The sequence below is a fragment of the Streptacidiphilus jeojiense genome (assembly GCF_000719095.1).
GTDB classification, from domain to species: Bacteria; Actinomycetota; Actinomycetes; order Streptomycetales; family Streptomycetaceae; genus Streptacidiphilus; species Streptacidiphilus jeojiensis.
Genome location: NZ_JOEH01000026.1, coordinates 108,789 through 134,210 on the forward strand (window position 1 = coordinate 108,789; position 25,422 = coordinate 134,210).

Consider the following 25,422-nt stretch of genomic DNA (forward strand, 5'->3'; position numbering starts at 1 on the left):
CGCGCCGAGGAGGTCCGACGATGGCTGTGCCCCGCTCCACCGCCGCCGACGCAGTGCCGGTCACGGTGATCGGCGCCGGACCCTACGGCCTGGCCGCCGCCGCGCATCTGCGCGCTCGCGGGCTGCGGTTGCGCGCCTTCGGCGAACCGATGGACAGCTGGCGGACGCGGATGCCGGCCGGGATGTTCCTCAAGTCCACGCCCTCCGCGTCGAGCATCGCCGACGCGGCCGGAGCCTGGAACCTGGACCGGTTCCGGGCCGCCGAGGGCCGCCGCTCCGAGGGCGACCTGCACCCGGTGCCGCTGGACGAGTTCGTCCGCTACGGCCTGTGGTTCCAGCGGCAGATCCTGCCCGACCTGGACACCACGGCGGTGCGCGAGGTCGACGCGGTGGACGGCGGCTTCCGGATCGAGCTGGCGTCGGGGGAGACCTTCGCCAGCCGCTCGGTGGTGCTGGCCACCGGACTCGGCCCGTTTCCCCGGATCCCCGGCCAGTTGGTGGAGCTGGCCCGGGCGGGCCTGGCCTCGCACCCGGCCGAGCACGCCGACCTGTCCGGCTTCGCCGGCAGGCGGGTGGCGGTGATCGGGGCGGGCCAGTCGGCGTTGGAGAGCGCGGCGCTGCTGCGCGAGGCGGGCGCCGAGCCCATCGTGGTGGCCAGGACCGACCGGCTGCTGTTCGGCGAACCCCCGGCCGAGGACCGTCCGGAGCAGCGCCCGCTCTCGCTGCGCCTGGTCAAACCGGCCACCCCGCTGGGCCCCGGCTGGTCGCACCGGGCCTTCAGCGGCGCCCCCGGCGCCTATCGGTACCTGCCGTCGGGGGTGCGCGAGCACTTCCTGCGCACCGTGCTCGGCCCGTCCGGGGCCTGGTGGCTGCGGGAGCGGGTGGAGGGCCGGGTGGAGGTGCTCACCGGCCACGGCGTGCGATCGGCCCAGGCCGCCGACGGCGGTGCCCGGCTCACCCTGGCGGACCGGCAGGGCGGCAGCAGGGTGCTCGAAGCCGACCACGTCCTGGCCGCCACCGGCTACCGGGTCGACGTGGACCAGATCGACCTGCTGGCCCCGGGCCTGCGTGCGCGGGTACGCAGGGACGGCGGGGCGCCGAAGCTCTCCGCCGGGTTCGAATCCTCGGTACCCGGCCTGTACTTCACCGGCCTGGCCGCCGCCGCGACCTTCGGTCCGCTGCTGCGCTTCGTCTGCGGCACCGGCTTCGCCGGCCACCGGATCAGCGCCGCTGTGGTGGCCCGCGGATGACACCGAGGGGGGTCCGGTGACCGGCAGCACCGTCTGGGCCGCCCGGACGGCCCGGGCGGATCCGGACTCCCCGGCGGGCACCGTGCCTGCTCTGGCCGCGCGGGCCGCACTGCCGCTGGCACTGCTGCTCTGGCTGCTGTCGCTGCGCGGGGTGGACCTCGGCGCGATGGGGGACCTGGGGCTGATCCAGGTGCTGCCGGTGCTGTTCTGGGTGGCCGTCGCGCTGCTCACCCTGGGCTTCGCGCTCGCCGTGCGCGACCGGAGGGTCGGCAACGGCTGGCTGGTCGGCTATCTGCTCGGACTGATCGCGGTCATCCACGCCACCCCGGCCCTGCTCTACCCCGAACTGCGCTACGCCTGGGCCTGGAAGCACCTGTCGGTGATCGACGCCATGCTGCGCAACGGCGGTTCGGTGCCGCACGCGGCCGCGCTGGACATCTACAACCAGTGGCCGGGCTTCTTCCAGCTGAACGCCCTGGTGCTGCGGGCCACCGGGCTGCACTCGGCGCTCGGCTACGCGGCCTGGACCCCGCCGGTGGTCAACGCCCTGGTGCTGGCCCCGCTACTGCTGCTCTACCGGTCGGTCAGCCGGGACCGCAGGCTGGTCTGGGGCGGCGCCTGGATCTTCTACGCCTGCTCCTGGGTGGGGCAGGACTACTTCTCGCCGCAGGCGTTCGGATTCCTGCTCTACGTCGTGGTGCTGGCCACGGTGTTCCGGCAGCTGTCAGCGGTCCCGCGGCGGGGCTGGGCACCGTCGCGGCTGATCCTGGTCCTCGTGCTGCAGGCGGCGATCGTCTCCTCGCACCAGCTGACCCCGCTGATGCTGGTCACCGCGCTGGCCGCGCTCTCGCTGCCGCGCGCCAACCGGCGGATCACCGTGCCGCCGCTGCTCGGCGCGCTCGGCCTGATGCTGCTCTGGGACCTGACGGTGGCCCGCCCCTACATCTCCGCCAACCTGCACAGCTTCGGCAGGGCGCTGCTCACCCCGGACGGCAACGCGGTCGCCGGCATCGCCGGACTCGGCGCCGCCGCACCTGGCCAGGTGCTGGTGGACTGGGTGGACCGCGGGCTGTCCGCGACCGTGGTGCTGCTCGCCCTGCTCTGCTTCGTACGGCGCCCCTGGGTGCGCCGTACCGGCATCCCGCTGATCGCGCTGTCGCCGCTGCCGCTGCTCGCCGCGAACAGCTACGGCGGGGAGATGATCTTCCGGGTCTACCTGTTCGCGCTGCCGGGCACCGCGTTCCTGATCGGCGCCCTGGTGCTGCAGCCCGGACCGCGGGCCCGGCTGCGCGAGGCCGGCGCGTTCCTGGTCGCACTGGCACTGCTGGCCGGCCTGTTCTTCGGCTACTACGGCAAGGAGCTGATGAACCACTTCACCCCCGCCGAGGTCGCCGCCTCCCGGTACGTCACCGCCACGGCGCCGCCGGGCTCCGCGGTGGTGGCGCTGACCGGCAACGTTCCCGGCTTCTACGACCACTACGACCAGCATGTGCTGATCCAGCTGAGCCAGGAGGACACCGAGGTCACCTCGCTGCTGCTGCGCGACCCGCTGGCCGGCCTGCGGCTGGCGGTGGGCGGCGCGGACCGGGTGGAGCCCGGCTACCTGGTGCTGACCCGCGGTCAGGCGGCCGAGTGCTACCTCACCGGGGTGCTGCCCGCGGACACCATGAACCGGCTGCAGACCGCCGTCGACCGGGCCCCGGGCTTCAGCGTGGTCTACCGCAACGCGGACGCGGTGGTCTACCGCTTCGTACCGGTGGGGGCCGAGCGATGAACGGGCGGCCGATGCGGCGGATTCCCGGCGGACCTGTGGCCGTCGAGGTGCTGCTGGCCGGCTCCGGGTGGATCGCGCTGGCCTCGACGCTGCTGCCGGCGGCGAATCCGCTGCGGGTGCTGCTGGTCACGGCGTTCCTGGTGGCCTGTCCCGGTGCGGCGGCGGTGCGGTGGGCGGCGCCTGCCCCCGACTCCCGGCGCCGTGCCTCCACCGTGCTGGAGACCGGCTGCCTGGCCGTGGCGGTCAGCCTGGCGATCGCGGCGCTGGTCGCCGAGGCGTTCTTCCTCGGGCATGCCTTCACCGCGACGCGGGTGGTGGCGACGCTGGCGGGGCTCACCACGCTGCTGGTGCTGGCCCGGTACCCGGGCCCGCGACTGCGCCGCCGGGCCCGGGCCGATCCGGATCCGTCCGGCTCCGGACGCCCGGCGGACGCCGGGCCCGCGCTGCGGGTCGCCCGTGGGCTGCTGGCGGCAGCCGTGCTGGCGGCGACCGGCGCCGGCTGCGCCGACCGCCAGTCCGCCCCCTCGCTCTCGCCGCTGCCCCCGACCGGCGCCACGTCCAGTGCCGTGCCCTCGCCCGGCACCTCGACCGCAGGCAGCGTCCCCGGGCCGAGCCCGGCGGCTCCTGGCCCGTGGCACGCGGTCTTCCAGGACGACTTCACCGGCTCGGCCCTGGACACGTCCCGCTGGACCACGTGCTACGACTGGAACGTGGCCGGCTGCACCAACGCCGGGAACCACGAGAGCGAGTGGTACCTGCCCAGCCAGGTCACCGTGGACCAGGGCGTGCTGAGCCTCACCGCCCAGCGCCAGGCCACCACCGGCTCGGACGGCCTGCACTACCCGTGGCGCTCGGGGATGGTCTCCACCGGACGCGACTCCTGGGACGCGACCCCCCGGCACACCTTCACCTACGGCTACTTCGCCGCCAGGCTCCGGATCCCCGCCGGCGCCGGGTTCTTTCCGGCGTTCTGGCTGATGCCGGCCTCCCGCACCACCCCGCCCGAGCTCGACGTGGTCGAGTTCATCGGCACCACCCGCAGCGCCACCATGACCGTGCACTGGACCGGCCCCGGCGGCGACGACCTGCACGAGGGCAGGCGCTTCACCGGTCCGTCCGACTTCTCCGCCGGCTACCACGTCTTCGCGCTGGACTGGGAGAAGACCTCGCTGACCTGGTACATCGACGGCGTCGCCAGGTTCTCGCTGAAGGAGCACGTCCCGGACGTGCCGATGGAGGTGCTGCTCACCCTCGCCGTGGGCTACCCGCACCCGCCCGCCGCCGGGCAGGACTCGGCGGTGCTGCAGGCCGACTGGATCCGGGTCTGGCAGCACTGAGCCGCGACCCCGACCGCAGCCGCCGGCGTCCGGGTCAGTCGGTCGGCGGGCCGCCGACCGGGCGGCCGATCCCGGCCCGGACCCGGCGGTAGGCCCGCCAGCCCCTGGTCCGCAGCCGCTCCGGGTACGGCGCCACCGGGGCGCCGCTGCCCTCGGTCCAGGCCCGGAACTGCTCCGCCGGGGTGTCGGCGCGGACCATCAGCCGGGAGATCCGCAGCGCCTGGTCGGCCGGTGAGCTGAAGGCGTAGCCGACCGAGGCGGCCGAGGACCACCCGGCCCGCTGCACCTTGCGGCGCACCGACGGGCTGGAGTAGCCGTGCGGGTAGGCGAAGGCCTCCACCGGGTGCGACAGCAGTTCCTCCAGCTCCTGCTTGCAGCCCCCCACCTCGTCGCAGAGCTGCCGACCCGGCAGCGTGTCCAGCTGCGGATGGGTGCGGGTGTGGCCGCCGATCTCGATGCCGCAGGCGTCCAGGGTGGTGATCTGACGCCAGTTCAGCATCGGTGCCGGCGGCAGCAGGCTGCCGCGGGCCGCGCCGCCCGGCGCGTGCACCGCGCCGGTGGTGACGTAGAGCGTGGCCGGCAGCTCACGGTCGGTCAGCAGCGGGGTGACGGTCCAGTAGAAGTCGGCGAAGCCGTCGTCGAAGGTGAGCACCGCCGAGCGCGGTGGCAGGGTCGGCCCGCCGCGGATCGCGGCCACCAGGCGGCGCAGCGGCACCACGGTGAGCCCGGCCTCGGCGATGCGGTCCAGCTGCTCGGCGAAGGTGCGCGGGCTGACCGTGAACGGCGCGATCCACGACGGCGGGTCCTCCGACACCGAGTGGTAGAGGAAGACCGGGACGGCGTACCCGGGTCCGGTCATGTCGCACCTCCGCCGATCCGTCCCGCGGCGTAGCCGAGCAGGGTGGCACCGGCCCCGGTGACCACGGCCGCTGCGGCGGTCGCCGGGGTGCCCGAGCCGGGCCGCAGCCCGCGGGCCAGCGCCCGGGGGAGCGTCGAGCGCAGGTAGGCCCGCTCGCTGGCCAGCCCGGGCCCGGAGCCGGCGTGCCGGGCCACCGCGGCCTTGGACAGCCCCTCGGCGTAGCAGCGCGAGCGGAAGTAGGCCCAATCGGTGCGGGCCGGCGGGACGTGGTGGCGTACCACCGCGGCAGGTTCGTACAGCAGCACGCCCTGCGGGTCGCGGGCCGCCATCCGCAGGCACAGCTCGGTCTCCTCGCAGCCGAGCGGGCGGGTGCCGACCCGGCCGAGGTCGGTTCGGAAGCCGCCGGCGGCGAGCACCGCCGCGCGCCGGAAGGACATGTTGGCGCCGATGAAGTTGCGTACCGGCGCCCGCCGTTCGGTCATGCCGCGGTAGCTGCAGCCGACCACCCAGTCGAACTCCGGCGGGAACCAGGCCGGGCGGCCGGTCTCCCACCAGGGCAGCACCAGGCCGCCGACGCCGAGCACCCGCGGGTCGCGGTAGCCGTCCAGCAGGCGCCCGCTCCACTCGGGTTCGGCGACGGCGTCGTCGTCCAGGAAGGCGACCACCTCGCCGCGGGCGGCGGCCACCCCGGTGTTGCGGGCGCCGGAGAGCCCCTGCTGCTCCTGGTTGCTGACGATCCGTACGCCGTCCAGGGCGCCCCGGGCGCGGTCGGCCAGCTCCGGGCAGTGGTCCACCACCAGCAGCAGTTCGTCGACCGGGGTGCGCTGGGCCCGTACCGAGCGGACCGAGGCGGACAGGTCGTCCCAGCGCTCCAGGGTGTAGGCGCAGACCAGCACCGTGACCGAGGGTCCCGCGGGCGTTCCGGTGGGATCCATCACGGCCTCCTTTCCTGTTGCCGCGGCTCCTGCTCCCGCGGCGCCTGCTCCCGGGGCAGCCAGCGCGGCAGCGCGGCCAGCAGCGGCAGGCCCAGCGCGCATTCGGCCGCCAGCCAGGCGACGCCTACGCCGGTGACGCCGAAGCGGGGGATCAGCAGCACGCTGAGGCCCAGGACCAGCACGCACAGCAGCGCCTGCAGCAGCACCACCCAGCCGAGCCGGCGGCGCGCCCTGGCCACGTCGATCGCCACGCTCAGCACCAGGTTGGGCAGCGCGGACAGGGCCAGCAGCCGAAGCAGGGCGGTCCCGTGCCGGGCGTACTGGGGGCCGAACAGGCCCAGCAGCCAGGGCGCGGCCAGCACCATCACCGTCGCGGCGGCGGCGATCAGCACCGCGTTGTGGCGCAGCACCCGTCGGGCGTGCTCGACCAGCCGCTCCGGGGCCCGCGCCGCCTCCACCAGCAGCGAGCTGCCCATGTTGTAGGCCACCAGGAAGAGCGTGTAGGCGATCACCCAGGCCAGCGAGAGGTAGGCGCTGCCCTCCGGACCGAGCCGGTTCAGCACCAGCAGCGGCACCACGTTGTAGGCGGCCAGCCGGAACTGCGCGCCGACGTAGTCGGCGGCCGCGTAGCCGACCAGCCGCTGCGGCGCGGGGGCGTCCAACTGGGCCCGCCGGTGGGCCGGGACGGCGCTGCGGAACAGGAAGACATTGGTCACCACCAGCGCGGTGAGCAGCGCCGCGACCCAGGAGGCGAGGATCCCGGCGTCCAGCGCCAGCGTGCCGCAGAGCGCCAGCAGCGCCGCCTTCACCGCGGCGAACAGCGCGTTCTCGCCGAGCACCCATCCGGGCCTGCGCAGTCCGGTGAGGGCGCCGTCCTGGAGCACGAAGATCGAGTAGCCGGCGGCCCCCAGCGTGAAGCAGACCGCGACCAGCGGTCGGCGCAGGTAGTCCAGGCCCGGCGCGAGTTGGGGCACCAGCAGCAGGAAGGCCACCGCGACCACCGTGCTGAACAGTGCGGCGGCCAGGTAGCAGCGCAGCGCCAGCCGTCCGGCGTGCGCCCCGGCGGCCGGGACGAAGCGCACCAGCACGTCGGCCAGGTTGAGCTGGCCGATCCCGGACAGCAGCATCACCGCCGACAGCGCGGCGTAGCTGCGGCCCACGGTCGCGGTGTCGTACCAGGTGGTGGCGAGCACCCAGAAACCGGCGCCGAGGGCTGCGGCCAGCAGCGAACTCAGGGTCAGCACATGGCCGTTGCGCAGCAGCGGCTCGCCGTCCAGAGCCGTCCGCAGCCGGGCCGGCAGCAGTGCCGGGCGCCGGGCCGGCCGGGGCAGCGCGGCCGGGACCGGCGTGCCGGGGGTCTCCACGCGGGTGGTCATGGCAGGTCAGCCTCCGGCCCCGAGCCGCCGGGCGCTGCGCGAGGCGCGCAGGTAGCCCAGCGGCCCGTACAGCAGGCCCTGCACCTCCAGCAGCGAGAGCCGGCGGGACCAGCCGTCGTGCTGCGCGGTGGCGTCCCGGCGGCGGGTGGCGGCGTAGTGCACGCCGCGGGGCAGCCGGCGGGCCAGCGCCGGCAGCATGGCCGGCTCGTGGGCGACCGCGGCGGCCAGGAAGGCCCCGAAGCCGGCGCCGTAGCCGAACGCCTGCGCGGGCAGCGCGTCCGGATCCTGGCTCGGGCGGTGCCAGACCACGGCGTCGGGCTGGTAGGCGAGGGTGGCCCCGGCGACCAGGGCGCGGAAGAAGCCGAGCAGGTCGTCGCCGCCGCGGGCGGCGGTGCCGGTGCCGGTGGCCGGGTCGAAGCCGCCCATGGTGTGCAGCAGCCCGGTCCTGAAGGCCATGTTGGCCCCGGAGCCGAACCGGCCCGCGGTGAACGGGAACAGCGGGTCTCCGGGCGGGTCGGCCAGCGACCAGGTGCGCATGGTGAAGCCCTTGTCGTAGCCGCCGTGCCGCTGCAGGTCGGCCTGCGCCCTGGTCTCCAGCTCGGCGGGCAGGATCAGCCCGGTGACGCAGCCGATCCGGTCCGAGGCGGCGAAGGTCTCGGCGATCGCGGCGGGCCAGTCCGGGTCGACCAGGGTGTCGTCGTCGGTGAAGGCGGTGATGGCGCCGGTGACCTCGGCCAGCGCCCGGTTGTGCGCCCGGGCCAGCCCGGCGACCGGCTCGCGCAGGTAGCGGATCCGTCCGCGGTAGCGTCCCTGGACCATGGCCCGGGCCTCGTCGTCCTGCGGCGCGTTGTCCACCACCAGGACCTCCAGCCGCGGGTAGCCGGTGCGCAGCAGCGAGTCCAGGCACTGCCGCAGCGCGCGGACCCGGTTGTGGGTGGCGACCACCACGCTGATCGCGGGCGGGTCCCGCAGCACCAGGCTGCGGGCCAGTCGGCACGGGTGCGCCGCGGCCGCGTCCCCGCCGGGCAGCCGGCCGAGGACCGGTCGGCCGACGGCGGGTTCCCGGGCGGCCAGCGCCCGGGCGTCGGCCGCGCGGTGCGCGGCGACGGCGCCGGACAGTTCCCGGCAGACGGCGCGGGCCAGCGCCCGGCGGGCGTAGCCGGGGTCGCCGGGCGGGCTGGTGACGGTGAGCACGCCCAGCGGGTGGCCGTGCAGCCGGGCCAGCACCAGCACCCGTCCGCGCGGATCGACCGGCCCGGCGCTCGCGGGGGAGTGCAGCCGGTCCGGGTCGTCCAGGTCGAGGTCGAGCACGCGGACCGGGGTGTAGGGGCAGTCCTGGGTGTCCGGTCCGGGCGGGATCGCGACGGTGCTGCGCTGCCGGCCGCCGCCCTGCCGGCCGTTCATCGCTGCGCCGCCGTGAGCGGGGCCGCCGGCCGGGCGCCGGGGCGCTCGGCGATCAGGGTGCGCAGCACCCGGCGGCCGTCCGAGACCGCGTGCAGGTGCGAACGGCCGTTGCGGCGCGGGAGTTCGAGGCTGGGGACCTCGGCGATGCGCAGGCCCGAGCGCAGTGCGTGGGCGATCATCTCGGCCTCGATCTCGAAGCCGGTGGACCGCAGGTCCAGCTCGTCCAGGAAGCTGCGCCGGAAGGCGCAGTAGCCGTAGCAGAGGTCGGTCAGCACGGTGTCGTAGAGCCGGTTGACGACCGCCAGCAGGGCCCGGTTGCCGAGCGAGCGGATGGCGGTGAGGTCCAGCGAGCCGCCGCCGGCGACGTACCGGGAGCCCTTGACGAAGTCGTAGCCGTTGTCCAGGAAGTGCAGGTAGTGCGGGATCTCGCCGGGCGACATGCTGCCGTCGGCGTCCAGCATCACCACGTACTCGCCGGTCGCGGCCGCGAAGCCGGTGCGCAGCGCGTTGCCCTTGCCGGCGCCGCGCTGCGGGACGCTGCGCACGTTCGGCAGGCAGTGCGCCGCCATCCGCAGGGTCGCGTCGCGGGAGTCCCCGTCGACCAGGATGACCTCGTCCACGCAGGACGGGATCTGTTCGAAGACCCAGGGGATGTTGCGGGCCTCGTTGCGGGCCGGCACCACCAGACTGACGGTGTGTCGGGGCGCGGGCGGGTCGTCCTGGCGCCTCAGCGGGTGCGGTGCGGGTGGGCGGTCGGCGACGCGGTCGGTGCTGCGGCGCCCCGCCCCGCGGTCACCGGCGCGCCGGTCGCTGTGGACGCCGACCCGGCGTTCGATTCTGGGCAGGGTGGTACTCATGGCGGACGACCTCTCCGTACGCAGGGCGCGAGGAGAGTTCGGACGGGCGGCCGGGTGCGGCCGCAGGAGCGGACTCGGCGGCCGTTGCGCCGGTGACGGGAATCGGGGACCGTGTCGGCGTTGACCGCTTCCTCGCGAGGAAGGTGCTCCAGCTCTCGACTGAAGCGGTCGACTGGGGCAGCGGGCCCGGAACGGGCGGTCTGCCACGGACGTCACGGGGACGCCGCTCGGCCTCGGACGCCGAAGCGCCAACTGAGACTGGCAAATGTACTGTCCACGAACGGCGGTGCCGGTGTGGCGGCAGGTCGATCGCGGTGCCAGGGGTTCATCATCGACGCGGAACCCCGTCGGAGTCAAGTGATATCGGCCAAAATCTTCTGGTACATGCTGATTTGGGCGTTTCCGCTACCGGGTCAGTCCGCTTTCGGCGATGCGGCGGGAGATCTCGCCCGGCCGGACCGGCCTGCCGTAGTGCCACCCCTGCGCCCAGTCGCAGCCCATCGCCCGCAGCCGCTGGGCATGGGCCTCGGTCTCGACCTCCTCGGCGGTGACGGTCAGCCCCAGCGTGTGCGCCAGCGAGACCACGCCGCCGACGATCCGCCAGCCCAGCGCCTCGTCCCGGTCCGGGTCGTTCAGGTCGCCGATGAAGGAGCCGGCGATCTTCAGTCCGGAGACCGGCAGGTCCCGCAGGTAGGACAGGTTGGACCAGCCGGTGCCGAAGTCGTCGATGGCCAGCGAGACGCCCATGCCCACCAGGTCGTGCAGCGTCTTCAGTGACTCGTCGTCGCGCCCGACCACGGCGCTCTCGGTGATCTCCAGCTGCAGCCGGTGCGGGTCCAGACCGGTGCCGCTCAGGATCCGGGCGACATCGGTCACCAGGCCCGGGGCGCGCGTCTGCCGTCCGGCCACGTTGACGTTGACCTGCGGCGCGGCGGCGCCGAACCGGCGCACCCAGGAGGCGGCCTGGCCGCAGGCCTGCTCCAGCACCCAGCGGCCCAGCGGCATGATCACGCCGGTCTCCTCCGCCGTGGCCACGAACTCGTCCGGGCCCAGCACCCCGAACTGCGGGTGCCGCCAGCGCAGCAGGGCCTCGACCGCGACCAGCGAGCCGTCCGACAGCGCGCACAGCGGCTGGTAGTCGACGAAGAACTCGCCCCGGTCCATGGCGGTCGGCATCCGGACCGAGACGGCGTAGCGGCTGACCGAGAGGGCGTTGCGGCCCGGGTCGAACACGGTCCAGCGGCCGCGGCCCTCCTCCTTGGCCCGGTACAGCGTCAGATCTGCCGCCCGCACGGCCGCCATCGGGGTGGTGGTGGCGACGGTGCGCTCCAGCACCCCGACGCTGGCCCCCACCGACAGCTGGTTGTCGCCGACCGCCATCGGCCGGCTGAGCGCGTCCAGCACCGTCTTGGCCACCGAAACCGCCTGCTGCTCGCCGCGGCAGTGCTCCAGCAGCACCACGAACTCGTCGCCGCCCAGCCGGGCCAGCAGGTGGCCGGTGGGGGCGAGCGCCCCGGCCAGCCGTCCGGCCACCGCGGTCAGCAGCTGGTCCCCGGCCTCGTGGCCGAGGCTGTCGTTGATCACCTTGAAGCCGTCTAGGTCGATGTAGCACAGGCCGAGCCTGGCGCCCGGGGCCGGATCCTCGAACAGCGCCTCCAGCCGCTCGAAGAACGCCGCGCGGTTGGGCAGCCCGGTCAGCGCGTCGTGGGTGGCCTGGTAGCGCAGCCGCTCCTGCAGCCGGTAGCGGTCGGTGATGTCCTCCAGCATCGCCACCTGGTACTGCGGCTTGCCGTCCTCGTCGCGGATCAGCGAGACCGTCAGGTTGGTCCAGACGACCTCGCCGTCCGCCCGGTAGTAGGGCTTGTCGACCTGGAACCGGTTGCGTTCGCCGCTGATCAGCTCCGCGTAGGCCTCCCACACGCCCGGGGTGTCCTCCGGGTGCACCAGGTCGTCGACCCGGCGCCCCTCCAGGTCCTCGGTGCGCGCGCCGAACAGCTCCACCAGGGACGGGTTGACCTCCAGGATCCGGCCCTCCAGGTCACCGATCCCGATGCCGATGGCGGCGCTCTCGAACAGCGCCCGGAACCGCGCCTCCGAGGCGTTCAGCGCCCGCTCCGCGCCCTGCCGGGCGGTGTCGGCGGCCAGCCGGATGCTCTCCTGCTCGTGCAGGGTCTGCTCGCGCAGCGTCACCGCCCAGCCGACCGCGAACGCCCCGGCCAGCTCGGGACCGCGGCCCTCGGCCAGCGGCGGCTCCTGCACCAGCTCCACGACGCGGGCCAGCATCCCCGGGTCGGTGTAGTGGGCGTGCACCAGCAGCGCGCCGACCTCCTCGGCCAGCGCCGGGTCGAACGGGTCCTCGTTCCTGGCCCGGTGCAGCAGTGCGGTGGTCCTGGCCACCAGCCGGCGCTTGGTGCCCGGGGTGAGCGTGCCGCCGTGGTCGCCGACGCGGCCGTGCAGCAGCGCGGCCCACGCCTCCGCGAATCGGTCGGTGGCGCTGGGGGCCTGCTGCGGTGCGGCGTTCACGATCGGCGTCCCACGCCCACCATGCCGACCATCCGCTCCGGATGGGCCTCCACCGCTGCCGGGTTCTCCGGGTGCCACTCGGAGAAGTAGACGACGCCCGGCTCGACCAGCTCGAAGCCGTTGAACAGGGCGGTGATCCGCTCGCGGTTGCGCATGGTCAGCGGGGTCGGTGTGCGGGCGTAGAGGTCCTGGTGCGGGCCGGCCTGGTCGGGGCGGCCCTCCAGGCCGGCGTGCGAGAGCGCCAGCATGCTGCCGGGCGGCACCGCACTGTGCAGTCTGCGGACGATCCCTTCCGGGTCCTCCTCGTCGGTGATGAAGTGCAGCACCGCGACCAGCAGCACCGCGATCGGCTCGCCGGGCGCCAGCAGGTCGGCGACGGCGGGTTCGGCGAGTAGGCCCTCGACGTCGCGCATGTCGGCCTCGACGACCTCGCTGAGCGGGTCGTCCTTGAGCAGCAGGCGGCTGTGCGCCACCGCGACCGGGTCGCGGTCCACGTACACCACCCGGGCGTCGGGGGTCACCTCGCGGGCGATCTCGTGCACCGCGCCGAAGGTCGGGATCCCGGAGCCGATGTCCAGGAAGCGGGAGACGCCCTGCTCGGCCATGTACTGCACCGCGCGGCGCAGGAAGGCGCGGTTGGCCCTCATGATGTCGGGCAGTTCCGGCCACAGCTCGATCGCCTTGCGGGCCATCGCCCGGTCGACGGCGAAGTTGTGCGAGCCGCCGAGGTAGTAGTCGTACACCCGGGCAGCGTTCGGCTTGTCCAGGTCCGTGCCTGCGGGGACCCACTTCGGTCGCGACATGTGCTGGACCTCTCCGGCCTGGGCGGGTGGACGTGGACAGTAAAAGCCTCCTACTAGCCCATACGTGGTGCAACCCGCAGAATTCCTCGCCCTTGTCCGGCGACGCGGTGAGGTCGGAGGGTCACCCGGCGTTCGAGGGGGCGGGTCGGTCGGGGGCGGACAGGAGCGTCTGCAGGGTGAGGACCAGTCGGTCCGCGTCCCGGGCGGCGAGTGGAGCGAGGAACTGACGTTCCATCTCCTCGCGTGCGCGCTCGGCTCCGCGCAGGCAGTCCTGGCCGGCCGGGGTCAGCTGGACGGTGTTCTTCCGGCGGTCCTGCTCGCTGCGGCGGCGCTCGACGAGCCCCTTGTGCTCCAGGGCGTCGACCAGCGCCACCATCGTGGTGCGGTCGACGCCGAGTCGGCCCGCCGCCTCCAGCTGGGACAGCGGGTTCTGCGCCGTGAGCACCACCAGGACCGCCAGTTCGCGGCCGTCGATGCCGAACGGCGCCAGTGCCCGTGCGGACTGCTCCGCCAGCCGCAGTTGCACGTGCTTGAGCAGATAGCCGAGTCGGGAGGCGAGGGCCTCGGAGGTTGCGTCGCCCGTCATGGCTGCAGCGTATCCGAGACCTGATGGTCAGCAGTGCTGACGATCAGCTATGGTGACGGTAGTCTTCGAGCTGAAGGGCGCGTGACCACCCATGACCGTGACATTCGGAATCAAGACCACCCCGATGCGGGTGGAGTACGCGGACATCCTGCGGGTGTGGCAGGAGGCCGACGGCCTGCCGGAGATCGCGGACGCCTGGCTGTGGGACCACCTGCTGCCGATCGCCGGTCCCAGGGATGGGCAGGTCCTGGAGGGGTGGACACTGCTCAGTGCGCTGGCGGCGCAGACCCGACGGCTGCGGCTGGGGCTGCTGGTGACGAGCAACCGGATCCGCGAGCCCGCCGTCCTCGGCAAGATCGCCACGACCGTGGACGTGATCTCCGGGGGTCGCCTGGTGATGGGCCTCGGCGTCGGCGGGACCCACCAGCCGCCCGACGCCGGAGGCATCGCGGGGGAGAACCCGGCCGCCGCTGAGTACGACGCCTACGGGCTGACCCTGGTGCCGCCGGCCGAGGGCATCGCCCGCCTGGCCGAGACCGTCGCCATCCTCAAGCGGATGTGGACCCAGGAGGTCTTCGACTTCCACGGGCGGTACTACACCCTCAAGGGCAACCGCAACGAGCCCAAGCCGGTCCAGCGCCCGGGCCCGCCACTGCTGATCGGCGGGTGGGGGACCCGGACCCTGCGCCTGGTCGCCGAACACGCGGACATCTGGAACATCCCCGGCCCGCCGCACAACACCCTCGACTACATCCGCGAACGCAGCGGCGTCCTGGACGCGCACTGTGCCGCGATCGGGCGGGATCCGCGGACGATCACCCGCTCGGTGCAGTACATCGTCAACTACGACGACCCCGCCGGTGACCGCGCGGCCGTCCGGGGCCTGATCGACGCCGGCCTGACCCACATCGTGCTGAGCCTGCGCAGCCCCTACCCGCCGCAGGTCGCGCAGTGGCTGGTCGAGGCGATCATCGCGCCCCTGGGCGGAGGTCGGCGGATCCGGACGAACGGACCCGTAACGGCCTCGTAAGGAGTCCCCGAACCTCTGCGTCAGCAGGGAACGGTGGTGCGCCGCAAGGGTGTTGGCGGAGACCTCGGCCACCGGTCCGATCAGGGGTTTCGGTGTTGCGGGGAGGGCTGCCGGGTCGGTCGGGGCGGTAGCGGCCGGTGGGGAGGAGGCGGGAATTGGTCCGACTATGCCCCGATATCTCCGGCGCTAGAACGGCGGACTCCGGTTCTGCAACTATCGGCCACCAAGGCAAGCACCCTCCGAAGGGAGCCGCCGTCCCCGAGTGCGGACCCCGCATGCAGCAGGGGGGCGGCAGTCGGATAGGAGTTGGTTCGATGTCAGGCCACCGATCATCACCACCCAGGCGCTCGCGGCCCCTGCCGATGGAGCCCCTGCCCACGCGCCGGTCGTTGGACCAGCGAAGCAAGCAACGCAAGAGGCGGTCGCTGTGGGCCGTCCTGACGGTGGTGCTCACCGTGGTCGCCGGTGGACTGGCCACCGCCCTCGCGGCGAACAACGCCGCGCCGGCCGCGCCCAACCCCAACTGCTCGCTGATCGTCCCGGCCGACCCGCTGACGGCGCAGGGCCTGGCCACGCCCTACCAGTTGGCCGCGACGGACGCGGGCGGCGGGCCCTGCAACGAGGCCAACGCCAACCAGTCGGCCTTCGTCGAGGCGGCGATCCTCACCAACAACGGCCAGTTGACGCTCTACGACCCGCTGGTGGTCGACCAGGGCACCCAGCCCGCGGCCGCCCCGGTCACCCCCCAGGTGCCGGCGGGATCCACCGTGGGCCTCTGGTTCGGCTTCAACGGCACCAACCTCACCCTGCAGTCGGCCAACGGCACGACCGCGCTGCAGCAGGGCAACTGCGTCAACGGAACCCAGGGCTCCATCTTCGGCCAGTTCTCCTACTGCAACGCGCCGGCGTTCTTCCAGAGCGCCAACCAGGAGATACAGGCGAACATGCTGCAGGTGCCGGCCGCCGGGACGGCCAACGACGGCCAACCCTGCCCCACCGTGCGTGACTTCTCCGTGGTCGACCAGGACCAGAGCGACAACGTGGTGACCCACTACATCGCCACCGGCAACGGCACCATCGCGCAGAACAACGCGGCGAGCAAGGCCGCCCTGCAGAACCAGAACCCCGTCGACCTGGCGAACGGCAGCGACAACCTGCTGCTCACCCAGTTCATCGACCCGGCCCTGGGCTGCACTCCGTGGACCCGCCCCGACCAGTCCAGCGACGGCGCGCCCTCCGCGGCACTTCCGCTGGACGAACTCTCGGCCGCCGCCAACCAGCAGGCGCCGATCGCCCTCGTGCCGCAGAACGACCCGATGGTGCTGAACAACAACAACCAGGACGCCAACAAGACCAACCTCTACCGCCAGGGCGTGGACCAGGCCGCGATCGGCGGCGCCGACAGCGGCAGTGGCGCCACGTACTGCCAGAACTTCTTCGGCTCGGCCAACGGCATCCAGCGGGTCTTCAAGGACATGGCGACCTTCCAGAACGCCCCCTCGGTGGACGCGGCGATGGCCACCAACCTCTTCACCTTCCTGGCGATGCGGGCCAACCAGAGCTTCACCAACCTGAACTGCGGTGGGCTGCTCAACGTGGCCAACCCGATCACGCTGACCATGGACGGCAACGGCGTGGTGACCGCGGCCACCTACACCCCGCTCGGCCAGACCCCGGTCGCCGCCGCCAACTGCACGGCGACCCCGACGGCGGGCGCCGCGAGCACGCCTGCGGCAGCCGGCATGTCGGCGTCGGCGTCGGCTTCGGTGGCGCCGTCGGCGGCGGGCTCGGCCTCCGCGTCGGCAGCAGGTTCCGCGACCGCGTCGTCGGCCGTGGGCAACGCCTGGTCGGCGACGGGCCCGGCCTCCATGGCAGCGGGAGCCGGCTCCACCAGTGCGTCGGCAGCAGCGCCGAGTACGGCAGCAGCGGGTACGGCACCCACGTCGGCAGCCGCAGCCGCGCCTCCGTCGGCGTCCAGCACCTGCACCGCGGCCGCCTCGGCCCCGGCGGCCGGTAACAGCACCGGTGCCACCACCCCGGCATCCGCCATGCCGACCGCCACCTGGGGCGGCGGTCGCGGGATGAAGCACCATCACCACCACATGTGATTCCACCCGTGCACAAAAGGGTGCCGCAGGCTCACGGAGCCTGCGGCACCCTTTTGTGCGCCCGCTGTGAGTTCAGCTCCGTACGCGTCTCTTCGGCGGTGCGACAGCACCGTTTCACGTACTCATGTGCTGACGAACTATTGAAGCTGGGGGAAAGCACCGGGTCCCCCGAGCGATTCGCTCGAGGGACCCGCTACCGGTACCGCTCGATCAGCCGGACGTGGGTGCCGGTGTACTTACTGGCCGTTGCGGTAGGGGTCCTGGCACCGGTCAGGGCGACCGACTCGGTGGTCTCCAGCGGCTGCCGCTACGGGAAAGCACCGGGCCCCTCGAGCGATTCGCTCGAGGGGCCCGGTGCCGGTACCGCTGGAGGCTCACCAGTGGGAGCCGGCGTTCACCGTGGCGGAGGACGTCGCGGTCGGCGCTGCGCTCATTCCCATCGTCATCGAGGGGGTGGGGGAGGGGGACATGCTCGGCGACGGCATCGGTGCCGAGGTCGGGCCGGAGGTCGGGCTGGAGGTCGAGCCCGAGCCCGAACCCGAGAAGCTGACCCGGAGGCGGGCCAGGAAGAGGTGCGTGGTGGTCGGCCAGCTGCCGCCGCGGTGGTAGGACGCCGGGGTCTGCTGGACGAAGGCCCAGGCCAGATCCCCGTTGCGGAGCACCACGATGTTGCCGGAGACATGGATCGTCAGGACCAGGTCCGCCGTCAGGAACCGTCCCTGCAGGTCGATCAGCCGGAGGTGGGTGCCGGTGTACTGGCCGTTGCGGTACGAGTCCCAGCTGGCCAGCATCGCGTTCCGGCCGTACGGCGCGATGTGCACATTGATGTTCTGGACGGACTGGTCGCCGGTCAGGGCGACCGACTTGGCGGTCTTCCAGTGGCTGCCGCTGAGGAAGACGAGCACCACCTGGTCGGTCTTCCAGCGCGGGTTGACGCTCCAGGTGAGGCTGTTCTTCTTGTAGGTGACCGGACCGGGCGCGGAGAGGGCGACCACCTGGCTGCCGTTGCCGGCCGTGATCTGGTCGGCGCTGCTGCTCTTGGAGGCGCCGGAGCCGCCGTCGTCGTAGCAGATCGCGTAGTTCGCGGAGCCGGTGGAGAGGGAGCGGCCGACGTCGCCGCGGCAGCCCCACTCCCAGCCGCCGGAGAGGACGCGCCCGGAGCTGCTGACGGGGACCATCTTGTCGCCCCACTGCCCGGACCTGGAGCCGCTGGTGCCGTGCACGGTGAAGTACGTGGTGTACTTGCTGCCGTTCCAGGCCAGTTGGCCGTTGAGCACCGGCGAGGTGTCACGGCTGGCTGTGCCGGTCAGCTTGACGACGAAGACCACGTGGTTGTTGGCGACGTGGATCAGTGCCGCGGCGGTCTCCCCGTTCCTGTTGTGGTCGGCGATCCGGGTGAGCAGGGTGAAGCCGTTGTTGAAGGCGACCAGGCCGCCGACCTCCTGGGCCCCGTTGATCACCACGTCCGGTCCGCTCCGCTGCAGGAACCGGTTGACCGGGGTGACGTGGATCGAGTTGGACGCCTGCCAGGCCACCTCCAGCGTGCCGTTGGGCGCGACCGCGGTGACGGTGCGCGTCCAGGTCGGTATGCCGTTGGTGGACGGGGACAGGAAGCTGAAGGCGGAGGCGAGCCTGACCGTGGTGACCGAGAGGTTCGCGGTGAGGGTGCCGTTGCTCATCATGGTGGGCGCGGTGTTGGCCATGGAGAAGGGGGCCGCGGCCCCGTTGACCATGGCCGACGGGTTGGAACCGGCTCCGTTGACCGGAGTCGACGGCGGCGTGACATCCGCGAAGGCCAGCCCGCCGGCCGCGGCGACAGCCAGCGCCGCCGGGATGCCGATCATGAGCCGGCGCTTGCGCCGCGCCGTACGTTCCCTGACTTTGATTCGCATGCCGGGCATTTCTGCTCCCTTTCGCTTGGGCGAGATACAGACTGGCCCGCCCGAAGCCCGGGAGTACGGCTCGGAGCCTTTGTGTAAGACAGCGGTAATGGAGCCCCTTCCGCGTCAGGGAATTACCGCGTTTAGGGGGCGTCGTCCCGGAATGAGATATCACCCGTTCCCAGGGTATAGACCACTCCAGCATGGCGCAGACGACCTAACACCCGGATAACACGCCGACTTTGGTGGCGCCCCCGTGCCCAGGGCCCGTCCAGGGTCGGAACTATGGGTGAACTGTGCTGCGCACGGGTGTCCTTGGCGGCGGCTGTGAGTCAGGATCGCGCCGACGCGCAGCCCGAAACACCCCGAGGAGTACCCGTGAATCGTCGTCACCTCCGCCTTGCCGCCGTCCTCGGCGCCACCGGCCTGATCGGCGGAGCCTTCCTCGCCACCCCCGCAGGCGCGGTACCGGCCGCCTCTGCGGCGCACCGCGCCGCGGCCAAGCATGTGCTGCTGATCTCGGTGGACGGCCTGCACCAGTCCGACCTGGCCTGGTACATCGCCAGGCACCCGCAGTCGGCGCTGGCCAAGCTGGTCCGCGGCGGTGTGCAGTACACCGACGCCAAGACCACCAACCCCTCGGACAGCTTCCCCGGCATGGTCGCCCAGGCTACCGGCGGCGGCCCGGGGACCACCGGTGTCTACTACGACGACACCTACAACGCGGCGCTGCTGCCGGCCGGGACCACCAGCTGCAAGGGCGTCAAGCCCGGGGTGGAGGTGGACTTCACCGAGGACCTGGACATCAACAAGGCCTCCATCGACGCCGGCCAGGGCCTGAAGAACCTCCCGGGCAGCATCCTGTCGATGACCGGCAACCCGACCAAGCTCATCGACCCGAGCAAGCTCCCGGTCGACCCCAAGACCTGCAAGCCGGTCTACCCGTACCAGTACCTCCAGGTGAACACCATCTTCGAGGTGGCCCGCCAGGCCGGGCTGCGCACCGCGTGGTCGGACAAGCACGCCGCCTACGACATCCTCGACGGACCGTCAGGAACCGGGATCCAGGACCTGTTCACCCCCGAGATCAACTCGGACGCGCTCGGCTACGCCTCGGGCAACGACTGGACCACCGACAACAAGGCCACCCAGCAGTACGACAGCTACAAGGTCAAGGCCGTCCTCAACGAGATCGACGGCTACGACCACTCGCGCTCGCAGAAGGTCGGCACCCCGGCCATCTTCGGCCTGAACTTCCAGTCCGTCTCCACCGCCGAGAAGCTGCCCAGCTCGGACGGGCTGGCCGGCGGCTACACCGCCAAGAACGTGCCGGGACCGCTGCTGCAGAACAACCTGGACTACATCAACGCCCAGATCGGCGCGCTCACCGCGGAGATCCACAAGCAGCACCTGGACGGCAGCACCACGGTCATCCTCTCGGCCAAGCACGGCCAGTCGCCCACCGACCCGACCGCGCTCACCCGGATCGACGACGGCCCGCTGCTGGACGGCCTGAACGCCGCCTGGAAGAAGCTCCACCCGGCCGCAGCCGACCTGGTGGCGCACGCGGTGGACGACGACGCCATGCTGATCTGGCTCTCGGACCGCTCCAAGGCCGCGACCGACTTCGCCAAGGCGTACCTGCTGGCGCAGAGCGGCACCGGCACCGACATCAACAAGAAGGCGAAGGCCTACACCCACGGCGGCCTGACCAAGGTCTACGCCGGTGCCGACGCCGCGCACTTCTTCGGGGTCAAGCCCGGTGACGCCCGGGTCCCGGACATCTTCGGCGTCGCCCAGTACGGGGTCGTCTACACCGGCGGCACCGGCAAGGTCGCCGAGCACGGCGGCGGCCACGCCGACGACCTGGACGTGCCGCTGGTCGTCTCCGGGGCCGGCACCCCGGACCGGGTCACCGACGCGGCCACGGTCCACACCACCCAGATCGCGCCGACCATCCTGGCCCTGCTCGGCCTGGACCCGCAGCAGCTGAAGGCCGTCCGCGAGGAGGGCACCAAGGTCCTGCCGGTGCGCTGACACGCACGTTGTTCCCGGTTCGGCTCCGTCGGCGGCGATCGCCCGGCGGAGCCGTTCGCGTTGTGTCCGATCCGTGGTGCCGGGTCGGAGCAGGGGCGGTTTACTAAGGTGGGTTGATAAAGTAGCTTTAGCATATGGAGTACAAGTGGACGGCGCTGACCAACACCACCGCCGCAGTGTTCATGTCCGCCCTGGACGGCTCGATCGTGCTGATCGCGCTGCCGGCGATCTTCCGGGGGGTGCACCTGGACCCGCTGTCGCCGGGCAACATCGCCTACCTGCTGTGGATGATCATGGGGTACCGGCTGGTTCAGGCCGTCCTGGTGGTCACCGTGGGCCGGCTGGGCGACATGTACGGCCGGGTGCGGATCTACAACTCCGGCTTCGCGGTCTTCACCTTCGCCTCGGTCCTGCTCTCCTTCGACCCCTTCGACGGCGGCCACGGCGCCATGTGGCTGATCGGCTGGCGATTGCTGCAGGCCGTCGGCGGCTCGATGCTGACCGCCAACTCGGCCGCGATCCTGACCGACGCCTTCCCCAAGGAGCAGCGCGGCTTCGCCCTGGGCATCAACCAGGTCGCCGGGCTGGGCGGGATGTTCATCGGCCTGGTCGCCGGGGGACTGCTCGCGGCCTGGGACTGGCGCGCGGTGTTCTGGGTGAACGTGCCGGTCGGTGTCTTCTTCACGGTGTGGGCGTACCGCACCCTGCGTGAGACCGGCAGGCGCGACGGCGGCCGGATCGACTGGTGGGGCAACATCACCTTCGCGGTGGGGCTCAGCGCGGTCCTGATCGCGGTGACCTTCGGCCTGCAGCCCTACGGCGGCCACACCATGGGCTGGACCAACCCGCTGGTCCAGGTGCTGATCGTGGGCGGCCTGGTGCTGCTGGCGGCGTTCGTGGCCATCGAGAACCGGGTCTCCGCGCCGATGGTCCAGCTGAGCCTGTTCCGGCTGCGCGCCTTCACCTTCGGCAACCTGGCCGGCCTGGCCGTCTCGATCGGCCGCGGCGGGATGCAGTTCGTACTGATCATCTGGCTCCAGGGCATCTGGCTCCCGCTGCACGGCTACGACTACGCCGCCACACCGCTGTGGGCCGGGATCTTCATGCTGCCGCTGACCGCCGGGTTCCTGGCCGCAGGCCCGGTGTCGGGCTACCTGTCCGACCGGATCGGCTCACGCGGCCTGGCCACCGGCGGCGCACTGCTGTTCGGCGCCAGCTTCCTGGGGCTGATGCTGCTGCCGATCGACTTCAGCTACTGGACCTTCGCGGTGCTGATCGCCCTCAACGGGATAGCCAGCGGCATGTTCGCCTCCCCCAACTCCTCGTCGATCATGGGCAGCGTGCCGGACCGGCTGCGCGGCGTCGCCTCCGGGATGCGCTCCACCTTCCAGAACTCGGGCACCGCCGTCTCCATCGGTGTCTTCTTCTCGCTCATGATCGCCGGACTGGCGAGCAGCCTGCCGCACGCCCTCACCAGCGGCCTGACCCAGCAGGGCGTCCCGGCCCACGTCGCCGCCCAGGTCGGCGACCTGCCCCCGGTGGCGTCGCTGTTCGCCGCACAACTGGGCGTCAACCCGATCCAGCACCTGCTGCAACCCACCGGCGCGCTGTCCGGGCTGACCGCCGCCCAGCAACAGACCCTGACCGGACGCGAGTTCTTCCCGCACCTGATCGCCGCCCCGTTCCACTCCGGGCTGGTGGTGGTGTTCGCCTTCGGCGCGGCCCTCGCCCTGCTCGCGGCCATCGCCTCGATGCTGCGCGGCACCGGCACCCAGGTCGGGACCCCGGAACCGCACTCGGCCGGGACCGGTTCGCCCGCCGACACCGCGACGACCGGCCCGAAAGCCGGCTGAGCGACGGACCGCACCCGGATCTGTGACGCCGGTCGGCGAGATCGTCTCGTACAGCCCTGCCTGACAACGCATCACGGGCGCAGAATGGAGGGAGACCGCTCCACCGTCCACGCCGGCTCTGGCCGTGCCCGAGGAGGCGAGATCCATGGCAACGCCCGCAGCCGCCCCCACTCCCGCCCAGCCTGCGCCACGCCGCTCGCGCCTGGGGATCGCCCTGGCGCGGCGCCACAACCCGCTGTGGCGGCGCACCGACGCACTGCGCGCCAGGCTGCGGATGCTGCTGATCGCGGCCCTGATCGTGATCACCGCGCTGGCCGCGCTGCTGGCGCTGGGGCTGTACCGCAGCGACCGCGCCGCCGCCGGGCGCTACGCCGCGACGCTGCACCGGGTGCAGGCCGTGGCGCTGGCCGACGCCGACCAGCAGCACCCCGTCGACGGCGCGCGGTTCACCGCGGAGGTCCGCTGGACCGACGCCTCGGGGGCGCACCAGGCGCGTGCCGCAGCGGGCGCGACCACGCTCCGGGGCGACCCGGTCACGGTGTGGGTCGACGCTGCCGGCAGCCCCAGTTCCGCGCCGCGGTCCGAGGCTTACTCCACCGGGAAGGCCGCGATGGTCGGCTCGCTGGTCTGGATCAGCGTGACCTCCGGGGCGCTGGCCGTGGCCACGCTGCGGCGCCGCCGCCTCGGCCAGGTGGACCTGGAGCGCTGGACCCGGGAGTGGGAGGACGTCGAGCCGGTCTGGACCCGCCGGGGCCAGGGCGGGGCGGGCCGTTGACATCTGGCCGTTGGACATCGGGCTGTTGACAACGGGCCGTTGACGGCGTGCTCAGTGGACGGTCAGCCGCAGGATCCGGTCGTCGCCGCTGCGGGCGGTGCCGCGGCCGTCGGTGTTGCTGGTGGTGAGCAGCAGGGTGCCGTCGGTGTCCGCGATCACGCTGCGGAGCCGGCCGTAACTGCCGTCGAGGAAGCTCTGCGGGGTGGCGGCGGTCGTGGTGCCGTCCAGCGGGATCCGCCACAGGCGCTCGCCCTTGAGCCCGGCCATCCAGATGCAGCCCGCCGCGTAGGCGATGCCGCTGGGTGAGTCCACCTCGGTGCCGAACTGGGCGACCGGGCTGGTGTACTCGGAGTTGCTGGTCTTCCCCTGGGTGGCCGGCCAGCCGTAGTTGTGGCCGGGCAGGATCAGGTTGAGCTCGTCCGCCTCCCGGTCGCCGAACTCCGAGGCCCAGAGCCGTCCCTGCGGGTCCCAGGCCAGGCCCTGGACGTTGCGGTGGCCGTAGGTGTAGACGACCGAGCCGGGGAAGGGGTTGCCGGACGGCACCTCCCCGGCCGGGGTCATCCGCAGGATCTTGCCGCCGAGCGAACTCCGGTCCTGGGCCAGTGCGGTGTTCCCGGTCTCGCCGGTGCCCGCGTAGAGCAGGCCGTCCGGTCCGAAGCCGATCCGGCCGCCGTTGTGGTGGACGCCCAACGGGATCGCCGTGAGGACCGGCTGCGGTGTGCCCAGCTGCTTCCCGGCGGGCTGGGTCGGGTCGTAGCTCAGGTGGGCGATGCGGTTGTCGTGGGCGGTGGAGTAGTACGCGTAGACCAGGTGGTCGGTCGCGTAGCGCGGGGACAGCGCGAGGCCGAGCAGGCCCGCCTCGCCGCCCGCGGCCTTGTTGGAGACGACGTCGGGCACGGTGCCGGCCAGCGTCTTGGCACCGGTCGCCGGGTCGACGCGGTGGATCTCGTAGGTGTCCCGGGAGGCCACCAGCAGGCTGCGGTCCGGCAGCAGCACCAGCCCCCAGGGCACGTTGATGCCGGTGGCGACGGTGGCCGTGACGGTCACCCCGCCCTTCGGGGCGCCGGCGCTCGCGGACGCCGTGCCGGCGGCCGATGCCGATGCTGCGGAGGAGGACGGTGCCGTGGTCAGTGCCGGAGAGGTGGGGGCGGCGGACGACGGGGCGGGCGACGGTGAGCCGCCCCCGCCGTTGGAGGAGCAGGCGGACAGCAGCAGGGCGGCCGTCCCCGTGACGAAGACGCGTCGGTGCATGGCGTTCCTTCCGTGGGAGCCGGACTCCCCTCACCATCGCACCTGTGGACCCCTGAACGCCGTGCCTGCCGCCCGGGCGCGCCGGGCTGACAGTCGGTCACTTCCGGCCGTCGCGGTAGGACGGGACCCGGCTGGGGCTCGGGCGCTGTTCGGAGTCGAGCAGCGGGAGCCGGCGTGGGGCGACGACCTCGGACAGGGCGATGACGCTGGTGGACCGCACCACGGCGGGAATGCGGTTGATCCGGATCAGGATCTGCTGCAGATGCTGGTGCGATCCGGCGGCGACGCGGCAGTGGATGTCGGCGGGTCCGGTGGCCCCGTAGGCCTCCAGGATCTCCGGCACCCGGGAGAGCTCCTCGGCGATCTGGTCCAGGCCGCCCTGGGCGATCTCCAGGCTGACGAACGCCAGCACCGGGTAGCCGGCCGCGGGGAGGTCGAGGTCCGGCCCGTAGCCGGTGATCACACCGCGGTCCTCCAGCCGCTGGATCCGGGCCTGGGCCGTGGCCCGGGACACCCCGGCCAGCCGGGAGAGCTCCAGGAAGCCGATGCGCGGGTGCTCGGTCAGGGCCCGGATGAGCAGGATGTCGAGCTGGTCGAGCCTGCTGCGCACTTCTTCCATCTGGATCCCGTTCGGCCGGACTCATCTTGGCAATCTGCCTAGCTGGTGAGCAGGATGTTGTCACAGCGCGCAGATGGGCGTCTACTGCCTGGCGACCCCTCCGCCTCTCCCTCAGGGAGTCCGCCATGACCCAGCCCCTGACCGACGTCGACCTGACCACCCTGA

19 protein-coding genes are annotated in these 25,422 nt (G+C 72.6%); 8 read left to right on the plus strand and 11 right to left on the minus strand.

The features are described from left to right. The first annotated feature begins 20 nt into the window (after window positions 1–20). From IF29_RS0130785 to IF29_RS0130795, 3 genes are read left to right on the plus strand one after another with little or no spacing between them, the layout of a single operon-like run. Window positions 21–1,250, plus strand: a complete 1,230-nt coding sequence (locus IF29_RS0130785; protein WP_030261703.1) for an FAD-dependent oxidoreductase — start codon at window positions 21–23, stop codon at window positions 1,248–1,250. Between the two features lie 16 nt (window positions 1,251–1,266). Beyond that, window positions 1,267–3,024, plus strand: coding sequence for a hypothetical protein (locus IF29_RS0130790; protein WP_051726243.1), 1,758 nt, complete (start codon window positions 1,267–1,269; stop codon window positions 3,022–3,024). A gap of 11 nt (window positions 3,025–3,035) precedes the next feature. Next, complete coding sequence (locus IF29_RS0130795; RefSeq protein ID WP_198037596.1) at window positions 3,036–4,361, plus strand: glycoside hydrolase family 16 protein; 1,326 nt, start codon at window positions 3,036–3,038, stop codon at window positions 4,359–4,361. 34 nt (window positions 4,362–4,395) lie between these two features. Here IF29_RS0130795 and IF29_RS0130800 read toward each other — a convergent pair whose 3' ends face one another. The 8 genes from IF29_RS0130800 to IF29_RS0130835 all read right to left on the minus strand — a co-directional run bounded on the left by IF29_RS0130800 (window position 4,396) and on the right by IF29_RS0130835 (window position 13,704). Next, on the minus strand, window positions 4,396–5,220 hold the full coding sequence (locus IF29_RS0130800) for a polysaccharide deacetylase family protein (protein WP_030261709.1): 825 nt from the start codon (window positions 5,218–5,220) through the stop codon (window positions 4,396–4,398). Further along, entirely contained in the window at window positions 5,217–6,155 is a 939-nt protein-coding gene (locus IF29_RS0130805) for a glycosyltransferase family 2 protein (RefSeq protein ID WP_030261710.1), read from the minus strand. Before IF29_RS0130805 ends, IF29_RS0130800 begins: the two co-directional genes overlap by 4 nt. Next, on the minus strand, window positions 6,155–7,531 hold the full coding sequence (locus IF29_RS0130810) for a lipopolysaccharide biosynthesis protein (protein WP_030261712.1): 1,377 nt from the start codon (window positions 7,529–7,531) through the stop codon (window positions 6,155–6,157). The genes IF29_RS0130805 and IF29_RS0130810 overlap by 1 nt, the downstream gene beginning before the upstream one ends. A gap of 6 nt (window positions 7,532–7,537) precedes the next feature. Continuing rightward, window positions 7,538–8,935, minus strand: coding sequence for a glycosyltransferase family 2 protein (locus IF29_RS42510; RefSeq protein ID WP_051726244.1), 1,398 nt, complete (start codon window positions 8,933–8,935; stop codon window positions 7,538–7,540). After that, window positions 8,932–9,792 (minus strand): glycosyltransferase family 2 protein, encoded by an 861-nt coding sequence (locus IF29_RS0130820; protein WP_037597217.1) that lies wholly within the window; start codon window positions 9,790–9,792, stop codon window positions 8,932–8,934. Before IF29_RS0130820 ends, IF29_RS42510 begins: the two co-directional genes overlap by 4 nt. Before the next feature lie 405 nt (window positions 9,793–10,197). Beyond that, entirely contained in the window at window positions 10,198–12,315 is a 2,118-nt protein-coding gene (locus tag IF29_RS0130825) for a putative bifunctional diguanylate cyclase/phosphodiesterase (protein WP_051726245.1), read from the minus strand. Beyond that, window positions 12,312–13,118 (minus strand): SAM-dependent methyltransferase, encoded by an 807-nt coding sequence (locus IF29_RS0130830; RefSeq protein WP_030261719.1) that lies wholly within the window; start codon window positions 13,116–13,118, stop codon window positions 12,312–12,314. Before IF29_RS0130830 ends, IF29_RS0130825 begins: the two co-directional genes overlap by 4 nt. A gap of 121 nt (window positions 13,119–13,239) precedes the next feature. Beyond that, complete coding sequence (locus IF29_RS0130835) at window positions 13,240–13,704, minus strand: MarR family winged helix-turn-helix transcriptional regulator (protein WP_030261720.1); 465 nt, start codon at window positions 13,702–13,704, stop codon at window positions 13,240–13,242. Window positions 13,705–13,795: 91 nt separating this feature from the next. On the opposite strand from IF29_RS0130835, the gene IF29_RS0130840 reads away from it, so the two are divergent. Together IF29_RS0130840 and IF29_RS47070 are read left to right on the plus strand one after the other, a co-directional pair. Beyond that, window positions 13,796–14,734, plus strand: a complete 939-nt coding sequence (locus IF29_RS0130840) for an LLM class flavin-dependent oxidoreductase (protein WP_037597219.1) — start codon at window positions 13,796–13,798, stop codon at window positions 14,732–14,734. Window positions 14,735–15,123: 389 nt separating this feature from the next. Next, on the plus strand, window positions 15,124–16,842 hold the full coding sequence (locus IF29_RS47070; protein WP_063757651.1) for a hypothetical protein: 1,719 nt from the start codon (window positions 15,124–15,126) through the stop codon (window positions 16,840–16,842). 374 nt (window positions 16,843–17,216) lie between these two features. On the opposite strand, the gene IF29_RS0130850 is transcribed toward IF29_RS47070, so the two are convergent. Continuing rightward, window positions 17,217–18,734 carry a hypothetical protein gene (locus IF29_RS0130850; protein WP_157624011.1) on the minus strand — a complete coding sequence of 506 codons (1,518 nt, stop codon included), beginning with the start codon at window positions 18,732–18,734 and terminating at the stop codon, window positions 17,217–17,219. Between the two features lie 366 nt (window positions 18,735–19,100). On the opposite strand from IF29_RS0130850, the gene IF29_RS0130855 reads away from it, so the two are divergent. The 3 genes from IF29_RS0130855 to IF29_RS43995 all read left to right on the plus strand — a co-directional run bounded on the left by IF29_RS0130855 (window position 19,101) and on the right by IF29_RS43995 (window position 23,387). Further along, entirely contained in the window at window positions 19,101–20,759 is a 1,659-nt protein-coding gene (locus tag IF29_RS0130855; protein WP_084715249.1) for an alkaline phosphatase family protein, read from the plus strand. 134 nt (window positions 20,760–20,893) lie between these two features. Further along, window positions 20,894–22,612, plus strand: a complete 1,719-nt coding sequence (locus tag IF29_RS0130860; protein ID WP_051726247.1) for an MFS transporter — start codon at window positions 20,894–20,896, stop codon at window positions 22,610–22,612. A 145-nt stretch (window positions 22,613–22,757) separates the two neighbouring features. Continuing rightward, a complete protein-coding gene (locus IF29_RS43995; RefSeq protein ID WP_051726248.1) occupies window positions 22,758–23,387 on the plus strand; it encodes an Rv1733c family protein in 630 nt (209 codons plus the stop codon). A 51-nt stretch (window positions 23,388–23,438) separates the two neighbouring features. Here IF29_RS43995 and IF29_RS0130870 read toward each other — a convergent pair whose 3' ends face one another. After that, window positions 23,439–24,638, minus strand: a complete 1,200-nt coding sequence (locus IF29_RS0130870) for a PQQ-dependent sugar dehydrogenase (RefSeq protein WP_030261736.1) — start codon at window positions 24,636–24,638, stop codon at window positions 23,439–23,441. Between the two features lie 97 nt (window positions 24,639–24,735). Beyond that, window positions 24,736–25,257, minus strand: coding sequence for an Lrp/AsnC family transcriptional regulator (locus IF29_RS0130875; protein ID WP_030261738.1), 522 nt, complete (start codon window positions 25,255–25,257; stop codon window positions 24,736–24,738). Between the last annotated feature and the right edge of the window lie 165 nt (window positions 25,258–25,422).

Coding starts and splice junctions, on each gene's coding strand:
- IF29_RS0130785 (WP_030261703.1), top strand. CDS start 21: ATGGCTGTGCCCCGCTCCACCGCCGCCGACGCAGTGCCGGTCACGGTG.
- IF29_RS0130795 (WP_198037596.1), top strand. CDS start 3,036: ATGCGGCGGATTCCCGGCGGACCTGTGGCCGTCGAGGTGCTGCTGGCC.
- IF29_RS0130800 (WP_030261709.1), bottom strand. CDS start 5,220: ATGACCGGACCCGGGTACGCCGTCCCGGTCTTCCTCTACCACTCGGTG.
- IF29_RS0130805 (WP_030261710.1), bottom strand. CDS start 6,155: ATGGATCCCACCGGAACGCCCGCGGGACCCTCGGTCACGGTGCTGGTC.
- IF29_RS0130810 (WP_030261712.1), bottom strand. CDS start 7,531: ATGACCACCCGCGTGGAGACCCCCGGCACGCCGGTCCCGGCCGCGCTG.
- IF29_RS42510 (WP_051726244.1), bottom strand. CDS start 8,935: ATGAACGGCCGGCAGGGCGGCGGCCGGCAGCGCAGCACCGTCGCGATC.
- IF29_RS0130820 (WP_037597217.1), bottom strand. CDS start 9,792: ATGAGTACCACCCTGCCCAGAATCGAACGCCGGGTCGGCGTCCACAGC.
- IF29_RS0130830 (WP_030261719.1), bottom strand. CDS start 13,118: ATGTCGCGACCGAAGTGGGTCCCCGCAGGCACGGACCTGGACAAGCCG.
- IF29_RS0130835 (WP_030261720.1), bottom strand. CDS start 13,704: ATGACGGGCGACGCAACCTCCGAGGCCCTCGCCTCCCGACTCGGCTAT.
- IF29_RS0130840 (WP_037597219.1), top strand. CDS start 13,796: ATGACCGTGACATTCGGAATCAAGACCACCCCGATGCGGGTGGAGTAC.
- IF29_RS0130850 (WP_157624011.1), bottom strand. CDS start 18,734: ATGCGAATCAAAGTCAGGGAACGTACGGCGCGGCGCAAGCGCCGGCTC.
- IF29_RS0130860 (WP_051726247.1), top strand. CDS start 20,894: ATGGAGTACAAGTGGACGGCGCTGACCAACACCACCGCCGCAGTGTTC.
- IF29_RS43995 (WP_051726248.1), top strand. CDS start 22,758: ATGGCAACGCCCGCAGCCGCCCCCACTCCCGCCCAGCCTGCGCCACGC.
- IF29_RS0130870 (WP_030261736.1), bottom strand. CDS start 24,638: ATGCACCGACGCGTCTTCGTCACGGGGACGGCCGCCCTGCTGCTGTCC.
- IF29_RS0130875 (WP_030261738.1), bottom strand. CDS start 25,257: ATGGAAGAAGTGCGCAGCAGGCTCGACCAGCTCGACATCCTGCTCATC.